The sequence below is a fragment of the Rhodococcus sp. YH3-3 genome, from assembly GCF_001653035.1.
Lineage (GTDB): Bacteria > Actinomycetota > Actinomycetes > Mycobacteriales > Mycobacteriaceae > Rhodococcus_F > Rhodococcus_F qingshengii.
The window spans coordinates 1,739,497-1,753,670 of sequence record NZ_BCWH01000001.1; the positions used below are offsets into that span (position 1 = coordinate 1,739,497).

The 14,174-nt window shown below is 60.3% G+C and carries 23 protein-coding genes; 6 read left to right on the top strand and 17 right to left on the bottom strand.

The window, feature by feature from the left end; genetic code table 11:
- Nucleotides 1-63: 63 nt before the first annotated feature.
- A complete protein-coding gene (locus YH3_RS08095) occupies nt 64-762 on the top strand; it encodes a HemK2/MTQ2 family protein methyltransferase (RefSeq protein ID WP_037131016.1) in 699 nt (232 codons plus the stop codon).
- Here the strand turns inward: YH3_RS08095 and YH3_RS08100 are convergent.
- Entirely contained in the window at nt 719-1,768 is a 1,050-nt protein-coding gene (locus YH3_RS08100) for an iron-containing redox enzyme family protein (protein WP_007726547.1), read from the bottom strand. The two genes, YH3_RS08095 and YH3_RS08100, sit on opposite strands and share 44 nt — an antisense overlap.
- Here YH3_RS08100 and YH3_RS08105 point away from each other — a divergent pair, their 5' ends adjacent.
- Entirely contained in the window at nt 1,769-2,008 is a 240-nt protein-coding gene (locus YH3_RS08105) for a CDGSH iron-sulfur domain-containing protein (RefSeq protein WP_003943717.1), read from the top strand.
- 130 nt (nt 2,009-2,138) lie between these two features.
- Here the strand turns inward: YH3_RS08105 and YH3_RS08110 are convergent, their stop codons facing one another.
- The 3 genes from YH3_RS08110 to YH3_RS08120 form a co-directional block, all read right to left on the bottom strand.
- Entirely contained in the window at nt 2,139-2,342 is a 204-nt protein-coding gene (locus YH3_RS08110; protein WP_003943666.1) for a cold-shock protein, read from the bottom strand.
- Nucleotides 2,343-2,658: 316 nt separating this feature from the next.
- On the bottom strand, nt 2,659-3,636 hold the full coding sequence (locus YH3_RS08115) for a YihY/virulence factor BrkB family protein (RefSeq protein WP_003943713.1): 978 nt from the start codon (nt 3,634-3,636) through the stop codon (nt 2,659-2,661).
- Between the two features lie 86 nt (nt 3,637-3,722).
- The gene (locus YH3_RS08120) at nt 3,723-4,160 is read right to left on the bottom strand and encodes an STAS domain-containing protein (RefSeq protein WP_054187566.1); all 438 of its coding nucleotides are present in this window, start codon (nt 4,158-4,160) and stop codon (nt 3,723-3,725) included.
- A gap of 330 nt (nt 4,161-4,490) precedes the next feature.
- Here YH3_RS08120 and YH3_RS08125 point away from each other — a divergent pair, with 330 nt between their 5' ends.
- Entirely contained in the window at nt 4,491-4,739 is a 249-nt protein-coding gene (locus YH3_RS08125; RefSeq protein ID WP_003943680.1) for a hypothetical protein, read from the top strand.
- 16 nt (nt 4,740-4,755) lie between these two features.
- On the opposite strand, the gene YH3_RS08130 is transcribed toward YH3_RS08125, so the two are convergent.
- Both YH3_RS08130 and YH3_RS08135 read right to left on the bottom strand, forming a co-directional pair.
- The gene (locus YH3_RS08130) at nt 4,756-5,538 is read right to left on the bottom strand and encodes a SigB/SigF/SigG family RNA polymerase sigma factor (RefSeq protein ID WP_003943639.1); all 783 of its coding nucleotides are present in this window, start codon (nt 5,536-5,538) and stop codon (nt 4,756-4,758) included.
- Complete coding sequence (locus tag YH3_RS08135) at nt 5,535-5,969, bottom strand: anti-sigma factor (RefSeq protein ID WP_003943620.1); 435 nt, start codon at nt 5,967-5,969, stop codon at nt 5,535-5,537. The genes YH3_RS08130 and YH3_RS08135 overlap by 4 nt, the downstream gene beginning before the upstream one ends.
- Nucleotides 5,970-6,206: 237 nt before the next feature.
- Here YH3_RS08135 and YH3_RS08140 point away from each other — a divergent pair, with 237 nt between their 5' ends.
- Nucleotides 6,207-6,644: a hypothetical protein gene (locus YH3_RS08140; RefSeq protein WP_039972685.1), complete on the top strand. Its 438-nt coding sequence runs from the start codon at nt 6,207-6,209 to the stop codon at nt 6,642-6,644.
- Nucleotides 6,645-6,653: 9 nt separating this feature from the next.
- Here the strand turns inward: YH3_RS08140 and YH3_RS08145 are convergent, their stop codons facing one another.
- From YH3_RS08145 to YH3_RS36010, 5 genes are all read right to left on the bottom strand, one after another.
- Entirely contained in the window at nt 6,654-6,971 is a 318-nt protein-coding gene (locus YH3_RS08145) for a WhiB family transcriptional regulator (RefSeq protein WP_003943622.1), read from the bottom strand.
- Nucleotides 6,972-7,156: 185 nt separating this feature from the next.
- Nucleotides 7,157-7,828 carry an ANTAR domain-containing protein gene (locus tag YH3_RS08150; RefSeq protein ID WP_007726556.1) on the bottom strand — a complete coding sequence of 224 codons (672 nt, stop codon included), beginning with the start codon at nt 7,826-7,828 and terminating at the stop codon, nt 7,157-7,159.
- A 48-nt stretch (nt 7,829-7,876) separates the two neighbouring features.
- Nucleotides 7,877-8,011 (bottom strand): hypothetical protein, encoded by a 135-nt coding sequence (locus YH3_RS37115; RefSeq protein ID WP_256261806.1) that lies wholly within the window; start codon nt 8,009-8,011, stop codon nt 7,877-7,879.
- A gap of 73 nt (nt 8,012-8,084) precedes the next feature.
- Complete coding sequence (locus YH3_RS08160; RefSeq protein ID WP_003943731.1) at nt 8,085-8,630, bottom strand: Dps family protein; 546 nt, start codon at nt 8,628-8,630, stop codon at nt 8,085-8,087.
- An 84-nt stretch (nt 8,631-8,714) separates the two neighbouring features.
- Nucleotides 8,715-8,873: a hypothetical protein gene (locus tag YH3_RS36010; protein ID WP_003943664.1), complete on the bottom strand. Its 159-nt coding sequence runs from the start codon at nt 8,871-8,873 to the stop codon at nt 8,715-8,717.
- Between the two features lie 357 nt (nt 8,874-9,230).
- Between YH3_RS36010 and YH3_RS08165 the strand changes: the two genes are divergently transcribed.
- Entirely contained in the window at nt 9,231-9,533 is a 303-nt protein-coding gene (locus tag YH3_RS08165; RefSeq protein WP_003943719.1) for a MerR family transcriptional regulator, read from the top strand.
- A gap of 24 nt (nt 9,534-9,557) precedes the next feature.
- Here YH3_RS08165 and YH3_RS08170 read toward each other — a convergent pair whose 3' ends face one another.
- The 4 genes from YH3_RS08170 to YH3_RS08185 form a co-directional block, all read right to left on the bottom strand.
- Nucleotides 9,558-9,935 carry a hypothetical protein gene (locus tag YH3_RS08170; protein WP_007726560.1) on the bottom strand — a complete coding sequence of 126 codons (378 nt, stop codon included), beginning with the start codon at nt 9,933-9,935 and terminating at the stop codon, nt 9,558-9,560.
- Nucleotides 9,936-10,071: 136 nt separating this feature from the next.
- Nucleotides 10,072-11,559: a trehalose-6-phosphate synthase gene (locus YH3_RS08175; protein ID WP_007726561.1), complete on the bottom strand. Its 1,488-nt coding sequence runs from the start codon at nt 11,557-11,559 to the stop codon at nt 10,072-10,074.
- Complete coding sequence (locus tag YH3_RS08180) at nt 11,556-11,975, bottom strand: STAS domain-containing protein (protein WP_064443229.1); 420 nt, start codon at nt 11,973-11,975, stop codon at nt 11,556-11,558. Before YH3_RS08180 ends, YH3_RS08175 begins: the two co-directional genes overlap by 4 nt.
- Nucleotides 11,976-12,234: 259 nt before the next feature.
- Nucleotides 12,235-12,423: a PI-type proteinase gene (locus tag YH3_RS08185; RefSeq protein ID WP_136472457.1), complete on the bottom strand. Its 189-nt coding sequence runs from the start codon at nt 12,421-12,423 to the stop codon at nt 12,235-12,237.
- Nucleotides 12,424-12,590: 167 nt separating this feature from the next.
- On the opposite strand from YH3_RS08185, the gene YH3_RS08190 reads away from it, so the two are divergent.
- Nucleotides 12,591-12,839, top strand: a complete 249-nt coding sequence (locus YH3_RS08190; protein ID WP_007726566.1) for a hypothetical protein — start codon at nt 12,591-12,593, stop codon at nt 12,837-12,839.
- Nucleotides 12,840-13,059: 220 nt separating this feature from the next.
- On the opposite strand, the gene YH3_RS08200 is transcribed toward YH3_RS08190, so the two are convergent.
- Entirely contained in the window at nt 13,060-13,551 is a 492-nt protein-coding gene (locus YH3_RS08200) for a hypothetical protein (RefSeq protein ID WP_218960345.1), read from the bottom strand.
- On the bottom strand, nt 13,548-14,126 hold the full coding sequence (locus tag YH3_RS08205; RefSeq protein ID WP_007726571.1) for an RNA polymerase sigma factor: 579 nt from the start codon (nt 14,124-14,126) through the stop codon (nt 13,548-13,550). Before YH3_RS08205 ends, YH3_RS08200 begins: the two co-directional genes overlap by 4 nt.
- Between the last annotated feature and the right edge of the window lie 48 nt (nt 14,127-14,174).

The following is a 14,174-nucleotide window of genomic DNA, read 5'->3' on the forward strand; positions in this document are numbered from 1 at the left end:
GGTCTTTGCTTCGATGTTGCATGAAATCCGAGGTTCTTGGGTAGCCGCACGCAGCGATGTGCGATGTCGCCTGAAAAAGAGGAGCCGATGATGATCCTGCGTTTACCTGGTGTGTATCCACCGCAACACGACACGTCGTTACTGGCGGATGCGCTGCTGTTCGAGCGCCTCACCGCTCGCAGTCGGGTGCTGGATCTGTGCACGGGGACCGGCGCCCTCGCTGTCGCGGCATCCGCGGCAGGCGCAGGCCACGTCGTCGCGGTCGACATATCTCGCCGCGCGTGTGCCAATGCTCGTCTCAACGGGATCCTCAACGGAACCTCGATCGACTCCCGTCGTGGCGACCTCACCGAGGCGGTGCACGGCGAACTCTTCGATCTGGTGATCTCCAACCCGCCGTACGTCCCTGCTCTTGCAGATGATCTCCCTACCGCTGGAATCGAACGTGCTTGGGACGCAGGAAAGGACGGACGCGCCCTCATCGACAGGATCGCAGCCACCGTGCACGAGGTGCTCGTCCCGGGCGGCACACTGCTTCTCTTGCAATCGGTGCTGTGTGGGGTCGACAAGACCGAGGCGATACTCGAAGAACACGGTATGGCCGTAGAGATTTCAGCCCGGAAGTACGTTCCCTTCGGGCCCGTGATGCGCGAGAGGCGCACCATGCTCGAGGCACGAGGGTTGATCACCACCGGTCAGGAAATCGAACAACTCGTGATCATTCGCGCAACGAAGTCTTGCCCTTCTCCCAACTCGATGTGAGGTGATCGCCGAGAAGATCGTCGAACGCCAGGCACGCTGCGGCGCCGAACAAGATGTCATCAGTGCGGTGCGGCTGCGAAGAAGCGAGACCGCCGGCAAGATCCCGAACGGCGATCTGTTCGTGAACGGAATCCGCTTCCACGTGCTCGTCGTAGAACAGTGTCGCGCCCGAACCGAATCCGAGTCGGCGCAGTCCTGCGCTGTATCGTTTGCTCGGCAGCGCAGACGTGGTCTCGACAGCGCACAGGTGCCCGACCAGCGTTCCGAGATGGCGGCGATGAAAACCGAAGAGCGAGAGAGCATTCAACGACGCCAACGTTACCGCGGGAACAGAATCGATGTAGTGGCCGTAGCGGTCCGAAAGACCCACAGCCCGCATGGTGTCGGCAAAAAGACGCGAATGCATTCGCTCTGCGCGGCCGCCTCCGTACTCGTCGCTCTGCACTTCGACGAGGGCGGCCTTGACGGCACCGGAGAGGCGCGAAATTCCGAGGGTGTGCACATCCGCCTCGCGGAGCTGATTGAGCGAACGGTGAATCAGCACCTCCGAGAACTGATCGATCGTTGCATCTTTCGCCATGAAGGACGCAAGACCTGGGCCTGCACTGGGGGCGGTCATCGACCAGAGGTCGGCCACGACGTCGCCAGACGACTCCACTGTCCCCACGAGTTGCGCGATGGCGGACTCGAAACGCTCCTCGAGCCGAGACCGCACCGCGAGCAGGTCCGGATTCCACTCCCATTTGTCCGAGACGTTCTCGATTCCCTGCAAATGAAGCTCGTAGAGGAGCGTCAGGGTCAGCTGAGCGTCGTCGTCACGAAGAATGTCGTAGGTGAGGTCGGTGGACTGTGCATCCTCGTACGCGTCAGCGGCAGCCGTAATCTCCCTCGGATCGGCCGAGGAGCGCAGAATGGAAACGAGAGTGGCGCTCAGTGGGCCGCGGGCCTGTGGAACAGGCATGGAAGTGGGCACACCAGTGGCCGAATCGAGAACTGAAGAGGACATATGACCGCGTTTCCCGAATCGTCATCTGCCGAAACACCGAGTGTTCCCGGTAACAACACCACCATAACCGCCTGCACGGACGGCCCGCTGCTGGTGCGTGGTGACTTCGAGTTGCTCCGTGACGACGGCACTCCGATAGAGAACAAGCGCTCTACGGTTGCATTGTGTCGATGTGGGCGGACCGGCATCGCGCCGTTCTGCGACAGCTCCCACAAGAAGAAGCGGGCGCGAGCGACGTAACCGGTGCCAATATTCGGAACAAGCCCGACCCGTGAACCGAGACGACCCGGAAACCAAGAAAAGGCTGGATGCCGGCACCATGCGGTGCAGCGTCCAGCCTTTTCAGTCTGAAGTCAGACTGGGATCGAACTCAGATGGCGCGAACATTCTGAGCCTGGGGGCCCTTCTGGCCCTGTCCGATCTCGAACTCGACCTTCTGGCCCTCGTCGAGGGACTTGTAGCCGCTGCCCTGGATCTCCGAGTAGTGAACGAACACATCCGGTCCGCCACCTTCCTGCTCGATGAATCCGAAGCCCTTTTCACCGTTGAACCACTTGACACTGCCCTGAGCCATAACCAAATTCTCCTGGATCCATCGAGCCGAGCCCTCCCATCGAGAGTCCGGTCTCACACCTGATCCTGCCATGCTCTTCTTTTTCTGTCTCCAATTAGATGCATGGCGAGTTGCAGTATTTGACGGCTTTGTCCCGTTCCGGGACCACGTCGGAAGCAGGTGATTGTTCAACTATGCGCGTTTACCTGCTGTGATGTATTCGTCCCTTCGATGCAGCGCGAAATGACAACACCTGTGTTAAATCTGGATTCGCGGCGCAGAATGCCACCCCGATACCGAGGAGGGGACCAAATACCCAACTCGATCGGGGTCGAGATCAGTCCGAATCGTCGGGTTTGGTGTGCCCGTCGAACGTCACATGGATGTTCTCGTGGGGAACCGCGCGTTGTGCTTTTGCTTGATCGGCGAAGGTGCGCCGATCGCCTTCGATGAGTTCGGTGTTGTCGGTGAACGGAGCCAACAACGCCCGCGGATGGAGTTTGTCGACTCGCACGACGTTGATTTCCGCACACATGACGATCGAGGCTGCAGCGAGGAACAAGAAGGCCAACAAACCCAGAACGATGGCAAAGACGCCATTGGTGGTGGAGGCACCCCGCACCACAGAGGTCACATAGAGGGCACCGAAGGACTGAAGTGCTTGCCAGAGAACAGCAGCGGCGATCGCTCCAGGTGCCACATCGGCTACCGAGAGCGGGCGGGCGCAGGTGAGCCGGAAAGCGACGATGAAGATGCCCGCATTCAAGACGACTACCGCAAGGGTCAGCAGGAAGCTGAACGAACCGCCCAGATGAAGCGCACCGCCGATGTTGGAGACAGCGGTGGTCCCCAAGATCGCGAGACCGATCGTGCCGAGGAGTAGTAGCCCTTGGAGACGCCCGCGGATGGGATCCGGTCGCATGTTTCGGGGCACCGACCACACCGTGTTCATCGCGTTCTGGCAAGCCAGAGCGACACCGAGGCCACCGTAGAGACCACCGACGATTCCGATCACCAGACCCGTGACACCGCCGCCGATCTGTTGCGCATTGCCCAGGTCGTCACCGATCACCGGAAACTGATGCAGCGCGGAGTCCAAGATCTGTTGCTGAAGCTCAGGGTTGCCCGACAGCACGAAGCCGAGAATGGTCGAGAGCAACAGAAGAAGAGGAAAGAGCGAGACGAAGCCGTAGTAAGCGATCAGCGCGGCTAGATAAACACCTTGATCGTCGAGGAACTTGTAGAGGACCGCTATCGGGAACCCCAGGGCCGGATGCTTCTGTTGCAAGGCATCGAGGCGCTTGGCGATTGTCATTCTCGGTCTCTCTCAGCTCGTCGGACAGCCCGACGAACCTTAGTCGCTGCGAGCGCCCGGCGCTCGACGCCGGTGCAGCCGTCGCGTCAGGAGGCTTCGAGTGACTTCTCTGCTTCGTCGAGCGCGCGCATTGCTCCCTCGACAGAGTTGGTGACCGGGAATTCCTCTTCCGCCCGCGCCGCGCGAAGCAAGCGTCGAAGCGGGTGTGACCCGATCGCGGCCCACTGGAAGTCGTTGGCTCGCGAACGGGAGTTCAGCTCGGCGAACAGTTCGAGGCAGACCGCACCGACGAACAGTGAGTTGGACAAGTCCAGAATGACGCGAGACCACTCCGCAGCGTACGAGTTGAGAAGTTCTCGTAGTGCTGGGGCGGAGAGTTTGTCGAGGTCGACCTCGACCTGGATCAGGACTGTCGAGGGCGCTATCCGCCAGGCCGCGAAACCATGCGTTTCCACGATCGGCCCCAATTGTGTTGAGGGATCGATGGAATCGATCGGTGTGTGGTCGAGTTCATTCAGATTCATGGCAGATCCGGTCTGTGTGCTTTCATCGAAAGGCTGACGACCGATCTGGCGGCGCGGAAAGTTAATGCGTCCAGGCGTGGAAAGCTTTAGAGCTCAATGGAAATGAACAGTACAGATGTGCGCAGGAAATGCTCACCTGATCCAGAGCCTTGATGCGAACCGAGCGCCAGTGGCTTCAACCCCGGCTGTATTCTCAACCTCGGTACCGTTCAGTGTAGCTCGAGGGCGTGAATCGGTCCAGGTGAGAGGTCGAATATTAAGCGGTGCAATGTTTTTGGCTCGACGCTTCGGTATGGTGGAAGATCAGCGTCACCGGACGAAGGGAATCAGATGAACGACCGCGATGCACTCACGGCCATCTCGACCAAGCTCGACACACTGATCGGCGCGGAGACCAACGGTTTGCGGGACGAGGTTCCGCCCGGTTCCAGTGTGCAGCGCACCGAGCAGGACGGCGAGCACGGCCGGTGGGGGCACGATTACCGCCTCGCCAACAAGTATCTCGAGGCCCTCGACATCGGCCAGCCCGGTCTCATCGATCGAGACGAGCTGGAACGTCTTGCACAGGAATACATCTGATCCTCGAGACGTACCTTCAGAAGATTTCACCCATCTCGGTGCGTAGCTGCTTCAGTGACTGAGTGAGGATTCTGGATACATGCATCTGAGAGATGCCGACCTTTTCGGCAATCTGGGATTGGGTGAGATGGCCGAAGAATCTGAGAACGACGATCGTGCGCTCGCGCTCCGGTAGTGCCAGGAGCGCGGGCCGCAGGGTTTCGTGATTGTCGATCCGACTGATCGCTTCGTCGTACTGTCCCAAAGTGTCTATCAGAGTCAGACCACTCCCGTCGCCGGCGGACGCGGTGTCGAGCGGTGTGGTTCGGTACGAATTACCGGCGGTCAAACCTTGTTCGACCTCGTCCGGTTCGATGTCGAGTTCCTTGGCGAGTTCCGCGACTGTCGGTGCACGGCCGAGCGTCTGGGACAAAGTCGTGAGCGCCCGGTTGAGGGCAAGGTGCCGTTCCTGAAGGCTACGAGGCACTCGCACGGACCAGCCGTGATCGCGAAAATGCTTGCGAACCTCACCCATGACGGTCGGGACGGCGAACGACAGGAAATCCGATCCTTTGTCGACGTCGAATCGCTGCACGGCCTGTATGAGCCCGACGCGAGCAACTTGCTCCAAGTCCTCGAAAGGCTGGCCACGCCCCTGGTACCGGCGAGCGACGTGTGTGGCCAGGGGTAGGCACAGTTCGATGATCGAGGTGGTGATCTTTTCTCGGCTGGGATCATTCGGCGGAAGCGAGGCCATCGAGACGAACAGTTCGACAGCTGTTTCGTACTGGTCCTTCTTGTCCGGTGGGACAGCGGTCACGCACGCTCCTGGGGCAAGCCCTTTTCAAGCGTCATCGTCAGGGTGATGTGACCGTCCGCGTCGATTTCCGACTGTTCCAAGCGGACGGAATCGACCAGCGCTTCGAGAACGAACCATCCGAAGCTGTGCGACTTGTCGGGTATCTCGGAGTGCGCGATCACGGACACGACGGTCCGAAGTGTGCGGCCGACGGTGTCGAATCGGCAGGTCAAGTCGCTGGACGGTATCGCGTGGCCGATGAGGATGCTCGCGACTTCGTCCATCGCCAGAGCAAGGTCGGCTGTTCCGTCGACATCGAGTCCGGTGTTGTTGGCAACCGTTCGGGTGATTCCGCGCAGAGTGGGAAGTTGAGAGTACGACGCGCGGACGCGGAGCGAGGCGATGGAGTCGTGAGTTAGTTCGGTTTCGGTCGGACTCGACAGAGGGATCAAGGGGCTTCCTGTAGGTAGATGTGGCGTAATTCCGGCGGACCGAGGCAAGGACCGGTACCGGCCGTGCGTGCCAGCCATCTCTACCCCGGAAGTATTCATGGCCTTGGATTACCCTTCGCCCGGCGAACTAACCCTCTTTACCCGAACTAGAGGATGAATTGTGAGACACATCACCTGTGGTGCGGACGTACCGAATCCTCATCTTTCATTTTCGCGTCGTTCGGGTACAGCCGCTTCATGGACACCCATTCGGACAGACAGATCCCCGTACACATACGACCGGAAGGTGTCACTGATGACGAGGTGAAGGCGGCAGGAGTGCTGTCGAACGCCCTTGAAACGGTGGAACGGGCACGCGGTGCTCTGTACGACTTCCATCAGCTGATAGGGCATGCCGATCTGATGCTCGACGAGGTCGTCGAGCTACTGCGATCCAGCGGCAACGACGACCTGGCCGATCAGGTCGAGGGCGAGTTGATGGGCCGGAACGTGGTCGAGGGGCGCTGGACTTTCCAGTTGGTCGAAGAGTTCGACGAGAACTACTGGTCGTTTTTTCGTGAATGCGAGAAAGTGGTGCGCGACAAGCTGGCAGGCGGAGTGCCGCACCTCTTCGAAGCCGAGATGAAGGAGCGACGCCGCACGCACGGTTTGCGGCACCACGAGGCCAGGCCCTGAGGTTCCTGTCTACTCTCGTGAGCTCGTCGCGGCACTGATCAGTGGTTCAGTTCGAGCTTTGCGCAACGATTCTCGCTCGGTCGCCGTCATGCCGCCCCAGATACCGTGGGGTTCCCCGGTCTGGATGGCGTGCACCAGGCATCTCTGCACGACAGGGCATCTGGCGCACACCAGCTTCGCCGAACTCTCGCGCTTCGCTCGCCTGGAGCCGCGCTCGTTCGTGTCGTCGTAGAACAGAGCGGGGTCGGTGTCGCGGCAGGTGCCGGACAGTTGCCAATCCCACTCGTCGGCAAGGGGCCTGGGAGATGTGTAGGAGCGCATGAACATGGACGTTCCCTTCGCTGCGTGACGAACTCGACTCGGATCGCGGATCCAGGTCGGGTGTTAAGGCAAAGCTCGGTCCCGCCGGCCTGAACCGGCGGGACCTTCGAGGCTCCTCCCTCGAGGGGGAAGATTTCGGGGGTACCTCTGGTCGGTCATTACCCAGCCGTACAACTTTTGAATCCCGGTCGTCAGGAATTCTTTTGATCCACGGCACGTCGTTCTGCTGCGGCGACAAGACCACCGGCGATGTCGCGCACCTTGACGTTCCATTCCTGCGACATCTGGACCAGAAAGTCGAAGGCTTGGTCGGCCGAGCACTCACGCTCGGCCATCAGTAATCCCTTGGCCTGCTCGATCAAGGGCCGAGAATCCAAAGCTCTTCTCAGTTCGTCATTTTCCGCGCGAAGGCGGGTGAGGACGTCTGACGCCGAACTGGACTGCTGAGCCAGCGGTCGTTGAACCTCGTATACACGATGAAGCACACCGATGACTCTGCCGTCATCATCGGTGACGGCGGAATTCACCGTATTCCAATATCGGGTGACAAACATCCCGCTCCCGCGCTCGTCGCGCACGTCGTAACGCTGAGTCGGCAGTGTGTCCCGAGTTCGGGACCGCATCGTGCGCTCGAATGACGCTGTCAACGAGAAGATTCCATCGGCAAACGAGTCGTCGGGATTGTCGGGGAAGGCTTCGAACACTTCCACTCGGTGCAATTGATCGAGGCTGCGACCGGATACGGCAAGGTATTCGTCGTTTGCGCCCTGGATACGAAAATCGCTGTCCACGAGCAGAAGAGAAGAACTGCTTGCCGCAAATCGATCGCTACGAACGATCGAGCGGAGAGTGCTCGAACTCATGATTGTGTCGTTTCTGTCCTGTCTTCGACGGTTGCGGCCCCTGATATTTCAGAAGTAGGTGATCGCGAGAACTCCAAGGGCGGTGCCTGCCAGGATCGATCCGAACAACAAACGCTGCTGCAACACGAACATCTGATACTCGCGACGTGTTTGTGTCGAGGTGCCGCGCGAGTCCGCAGACATGCTCTTGCCCTTTCCTGTTGTGGGGAGTGCGGTTTCGGCCGACCCCCGATCGGCCGAAACCGCGGACGGTGCATCAGTTCTGACGCGCCTCATTTGCGGCATCCTGCTCGGTGGACGCGCCTTCGTGTACGAGGCTGCCACCCGAGTTCTCGAGGTGAGCACGAACGAACCACTGGAACTTTTCCAACTGCGCCGTCTGGCCGATCAACATGTCCTCGGTGATCGGATCGATCTTGCCGACACTGTCGATTGCGGTGCGACTGTCGGTGATGATCCCGGTGTAGACGAGGTCGAGCGCAGCGAGGTGCGCACGAGCGTCGTCGCGGCCGACGGAGTAGTCGTCCCACGTTCGATCGCGCTCGATTGCTCCCGCGGTGCCCTTGGGTGAGTTACCCAGTGCCGCGATACGTTCGGCCACATCGTCGGCGTAGCCGCGAACCAACTCCACCTGAGGGTCGATCATCTCGTGCACGCCGATGAAGTTGGGGCCCACGACGTTCCAGTGAACGTGCTTGAGCGTGAGGTGAAGATCGTTGTAGGCGCTGAGGCGTTCCTGCAGAATATCGGCGACGGACGAACCGTCTGCGCTGCTCAGTCCCGGTACGGTGAACTCGGACATATGTTTTCCTCTCGTCTTGATGGGGATCGCCCTCCAGTGGGGCGGTCTCGCGCCATCGTCAATCGGATCGCGTGTCGGTCAGGTTCAGTGCGCGAGTGCTACTGGCTCCTCTGTCACCGGGTCGCCGTACATCATCGCGATTCGGCGCTTGACCTCTTCGGTTGTCAAAGTCGCACTTGCGACAGTGATTCCGATGCCGGTGGTGCTCTCGCCCTGTGTGGGCGGGATGTCGATCGTCGTCATCTTGCTCCCGGTGAAGAGTGTGCCGTGAGGGAGTCGGCTGAACCACCGACTCCGACGTCTGGGTGTTCTGCGCCTTCGAGCTCCAGTTATGGCGCTTTCAGGTGCTACAAAATCTATATCAGCCGATGTAGATAATTGGCAAGGCTACTTCGATACGCGGGCGAAGGAAGCGCATTGTGCAATCTTGTCGAAATCGGCTTTGATCTGCCATTTCACGCCTTTTCTGCTCGACGATTCTTGTTGTCAGTGGTCCTGGACACGCTTGAATCTATGTCCTGGGCGTCAGATTCACTGCGTGATGGTGCTAAGGTCGGGTGACGCCGATTGAGACAGCCCACACCGAACTAGGAGGTTCCAGTGACGTCGGAATCCCAGACCCGGGCGCTGCGCGGCGTGTACGGGATCTCAGTGATGTCTGAACTGTCCGGGGTAGGACCTCAGACGCTGCGCCTTTACGAGCGAAGGGGCTTGCTCACACCAACCCGCACCGATGGCGGTACGCGCCGGTACAGCGAGGCCGACCTGGATACGCTCGGACGAATCACCGCGCTGATCGACGACGGAGTCAATCTCGTCGGTATTCGTCTGATTCTGTCCCTCGAGGCCGAGAATGCAGTCTTAGCGGCTCGAATCAGCCAGTTGACCGCCGAGGGGGACTAGTGGTGCTGCTCGAGACGATGCCGTTCAGGATGGAGTTTCGGTGCGGGTAGGGTCGCCGAAGTCCGCGTCGGCGGAGATTTTGTTCCCTGCCGCTGCGATCTGTTCGAGCGCGGCGTCCAACGCATCGACCAACCATTGATGCGACGCCTCCGCGAGGAGGCGATCCGGAGTGTCGGTGTTCTCGGATTGGAAGAACCGCACCAGCCATGATTCTCCGTTGTCGGGTCGATCGGAGAGTCCAGCCGCGGTATTGGTCGCCAGAAGGAACCGGTTGTATTCGAGGTCAACACGAATGGCGTACTCGCCGAACAGGTTCACCACGTTGGCCGGCCGATGAGTAGCGGCAGCGAGCGCAATGAGAGCGTCGTTGTAGGTTTCGGAGTACTTCATCGTGAGGGGCATGGTCGGCCTGTCTTTCTGGGCCGATGCAGCATTGCACGGCTATGTCGAGGAGATCAGTTCGCAGCCGCTGCTTGACGATGAACTGAAACCAATCCTAGCTCGAGTCTCCGAGCGCACTGACGCAAGCCCGTGAGGGTCAGTTGTTGCGCGCAAAGTTCGACTCACGCTCCGTGACGAACTGATCGTCCGGAAGCGGTCCGGGTGGGGCAAGCGCAGTCAGGAACGACTCGGCCCACTGATGCACATCGTGTGTCATGACCTGTCGATGCAGCGCAGCCATACGGCGACGGCCTTCCTTCGGATCCTGATGAACCGCGGTCAGGATCGTATTCTTCACGCCGTCCAAATCGTGCGGGTTGACCAGGTATGACTGTCGTAATTCCATTGCGGCACCGGTGAACTCGCTGAGAACGAGAGCACCTCCGAGGTCGCCACGACAGGCCACGTACTCCTTGGCCACCAGATTCATCCCGTCGCGCATCGGCGTCACGAGCATGACGTCGGCAGCGACGAACAGTGCGATCAGTTCTTCACGGTCGACCGGCTGATACAGGTAGTGTACGACGGGGCGGCCGATCTGACTGTGGTCACCGTTGATGCGGCCCACCTGCTCTTCGATGACGCTACGCAGGTCGATGTAGTGCTGCACGCGTTCACGACTGGGCGTCGCGAGCTGCACCATCGTGTACTTCTCCGGATCCAGACGATCCTCGTCGAGGAGTTCCTTCAAGGCTTGAAGCCGCAGGTCGATACCCTTGGTGTAGTCCAGCCGGTCGACTCCCAGCAGGATTTTCTCGGGATTTCCCAGCTCTTCCTTCAATTCGCGCGCGCGACGCAGGACCGAATCGCTTTTCGACTGGCGCTCGAGTTCGGCAGAATCGACGGAGATGGGAAAGGCGCCCACCTTGACGACGCGAGAATCGAAATCCACATGCCCGAGCGCACTTCGAACACCGACGCCCGCGGTCGTCGTCTTGAGGCCGAGAAGTTTGCGGGCCAAGAACAGGAAATTGTTTGCGCCACCAGGTAAGTGGAAGCCGATCAGATCGGCGCCCAGCATTCCCCTGACGATCTCCTTGCGCCACGGAAGCTGCATGAAGAGCTCGACCGGAGGGAACGGGATATGAAGAAAGAACCCGATCGTCAGATCTGGCCGCAGCTCGCGCAGCATCGCCGGCACAAGTTGCAACTGATAGTCCTGCACCCAGACAGTCGCTCCGTCCGCGGCGCAACGCGCGGTTTCCTCGGCGAACCGCTGGTTGACTGCGACGTAGGTGTGCCACCACGACCGCTCGAACGTCGGAGCCACCAGAACGTCGTGGTAGAGCGGCCACAACGTGTCGTTGGAGAACCCCTCGTAGTACTCGGCGAGGTCCTGAGAGGTCAGCTCGACGGGAAACAGACGAAGGCCGTCAACCACTATCGGATCGACCTTCTCGTCCGCGACCCCCGGCCAGCCGACCCAGGCGCCATCCCGCTGTCGGAGGATGGGTTCGAGCGCAGTGACGAGCCCACCCGGACTTCGCTTCCAGTTCTTGCTTCCGTCTTCGTCGGTTTCGAGATCGACCGGCAGTCGGTTTGCGACGACGACGAATTCGGAGAGATTTTCGAGATCGGTACTCACGCCGACATCGGCTCCGCCAGGGTCTCGTCCAGGACGGAGGTCGAGGACAGGTACGCGACTGCATCGGCTGTCGAGTCGGTGTACACGATGTCGGTGTCCATCTTCAGAAGAGACAGCGGACGCCTGACAGGGTGCGCTGCGACGAGCGGCCAAGGCACGCCGAGCCTCCGTGCCTTGGCCGACAGAGTCTCGATGATGGAAAGACCTCCGACGGAGATGAACTGGACGTCCGAGCAGTCGAGTACGAACGGGTGTCGCTCACCGATCAGGTCGTCGACGCAGGCAGCGAAATCAGCTCGGGACCGGACGTCGATCTCGCCGCTGACCACGAGCGACTGAATGTTTTCGGCACAGGTCGTCGTGAAGGTGGGGGGACTGTCCGTACGCTCATCTGTAGTTCTCGAAAACTCGTTCATCGAAACTCCTGACGGATTGCTCGAAACGGTTCGTTCGAACGGTCTGGTTCGAAACGGTTTCGTTCGAAACCGGGAAACGGCACGGGAAGCAACGCACGAACCGTGCTCGTCTTCAACGGCTGGGTACTCAACCGTGCTGAGTGCCTACCTTACCGCATCGCGAAAACCCAGGTGAAAAGCGTTAGATCCGTACGGATTTCAAGGTCCCGTGAGCGTCGGCCCACGGGACCTTGGTCCCGATGGTTCAGACCTTCCGGGATCAGTCGGTGTCAGTCGCCGGGCCGGTGCTCGAGGCTCCGCCCTCGTCGGCCCACGTACGTTCGCCCGACGGATCGGTCTGAACGTCCTTGGGTGCGGTGTCGGAGCCGGTTCCCGGACCGTGGTCGGTGCCGGTGGTCTGCGGCTCGTCCGTCTGATCCGTGCGGTCGGTGGAATTCTGTTCACTCATGGTGCGCGTTTCCTTCGGGAAGTCGTTGTTCATGTACTTGTCGTTTCCTGCTCACCCGCGAGGGGTACTCAGTAGGGGGTAGTGCGTCACGTCGAGCCAGTACGTCACGTCGAGTCCATACCGGCAAAGTCAGCTGTCACCGAAGCAGGAGATTTCACGTGAACCATATGACCGTGACGACCGAACACCTGCGTGCACTGCTGGGCAGTGGCCCCCATTCGGAACTGGTAGCGGTCGGGGGCGAGATCGAGATCTACGTCCCCGATGAAGAAGGGTTCGGTCTCGAGGGTATCTCGCTTGTCACTCGCGAGCAGTTGGCCGAACGTCTACCGTCCTCACCCGACAATCCCGACGAAGGTGAACTACGTATCGCCGCAGAATCGTTGAGCGAGATGATCGCCGAACTCGGCGGTTGAACTCCGAAGTTCGGGGCAGCCGACGTCAGATCTGCGGGATCGGATCCGGAGGGTACGGGTTCGGTGGCGTCGGAGTCGGTGGCACGGGCGGCGGATTCATCGGATCGGGTGGTGTCGGCGCCGGTGGTGTCGGCGGCCCCGGGTCGGGGGCGGGGCCCGGATCCGGTGGTGGGGGAGTGGTCATGAGTGCCGGGTTCCCAAACACTTGCCGAACAAACACCTAGTGTTCGGAGTGGCTTTTGGTGTTCCCTTCGGCAGGTAGATCATCTACGATGTCGACTACGGCGACGTGGATGCTCTCTGCAGAGACCGGTGGGTCCGTGTCGCCGAGGATCAGGTGAACGACGTCCACGACGGTGAACCGAACCCGGTCCGACAGTTCGGCCAGATCCACTCCGTATGGCGCTGCCAGTTCGATACGTAGTGAACGTATTTCGTGGCCGTCGACGAAGAACTCGATGCTGCTCGGCGAGCAGTGGTGCCGAGAACGTATCTCGGCGGCCAAGTGGGTGCGGAGTACGTGATCGCTCACCGACACAGTGCCTAGACGTGGACCTTCCGACGCGTGTGCGTCGAGCGGCCAACCGGACGCCGAGGTCGACCGTAGCGCCCGGATCACCTTGTCGCTGATTCGATCCCAGCCCGGCTCGGGAGCGTTCCGCAGGACGTCGGATGCGTGCGCCATCAATGCGTCGGTTCGTGATTCAGTCATCGCCACCTCGTCATTCGTTCACTCAGGTTAGCCCGTGCACGATGGTGATGCCCGCGCACCGCATCCGGGGTGAGTCTTAGAATCTTGCCGATTTGAACGAACGTGAGCATCTCCACCTCTCGCAGCGTCCATGCCGCACGCTGGCGATAAGGCAGTTCACCCAACGCTTCTTCCAGTGCCTCGAGGAACGCGGAGTTCGAGGTCGTGTCGAACGGGCCGGCCTCGGGAGACGGCACGAGAGGATCGAGCAATCTGTCGTCGATCGGTTGAGCTCTCTTGATTCGATAGCTGTCCACGATCTTTCGGGAACAGATCGCGAAAAGCCATGTTCGCATCGACGATTCGCCACGAAACGAATCGAGTCGACGCCAGGCGGCCACGAAGGTGTCCTGGACTACCTCGAGAATGTCACCTTCGTCTGCGAGCATGCGACGCGCATAGCGGTGAAGTGCAGGTCCGTAGTAGTGCACCAGTGACTCGAATGCTTCTCGGTCGCCGAGTATCGCAGCGTTCACTGTCGCGGTGTCCAAACCGTCAGGTGCTTCGGTGAGCCCCTGTGTATGCGGTAACGCCACAGTCGCTCCTCTCGCGGAAATGCGGAAAACTCGGCTGCGTTCGAAGAT